At 39.8% G+C, this 216-nt stretch carries 1 protein-coding gene; it reads right to left on the reverse strand.

Features of this window, described 5'->3' with window-relative positions:
• On the reverse strand, positions 1 to 187 hold a 187-nt coding region (locus tag V6260_RS19120), incomplete at its 3' end, for a ribosome recycling factor (protein ID WP_341595613.1).
• Between the last annotated feature and the right edge of the window lie 29 nt (positions 188 to 216).

Raw genomic sequence — 216 nt, forward strand, 5'->3', positions numbered from 1 at the left:
GTGAATCTTCAATCGTCACGTTAGCTACTTGGTTAAGTGGTGTATCTGCACCAAAGTACGACACCATAATAACATCTAAAATTGCAGCGTGGGCACGACCAGTACGAATTTTAGATAATTGGCTGCCTAATGCAGCTACAGTTTTATGCATACGCGCTTGCGCATCTTTTTGAATATCGTTACTCACGGTACAATCCTAATTATATGATTACTTCA

Origin of the sequence: Pseudoalteromonas aliena, from assembly GCF_038155085.1 — a bacterium.
In the GTDB taxonomy this organism is placed as follows: domain Bacteria; phylum Pseudomonadota; class Gammaproteobacteria; order Enterobacterales; family Alteromonadaceae; genus Pseudoalteromonas; species Pseudoalteromonas aliena_A.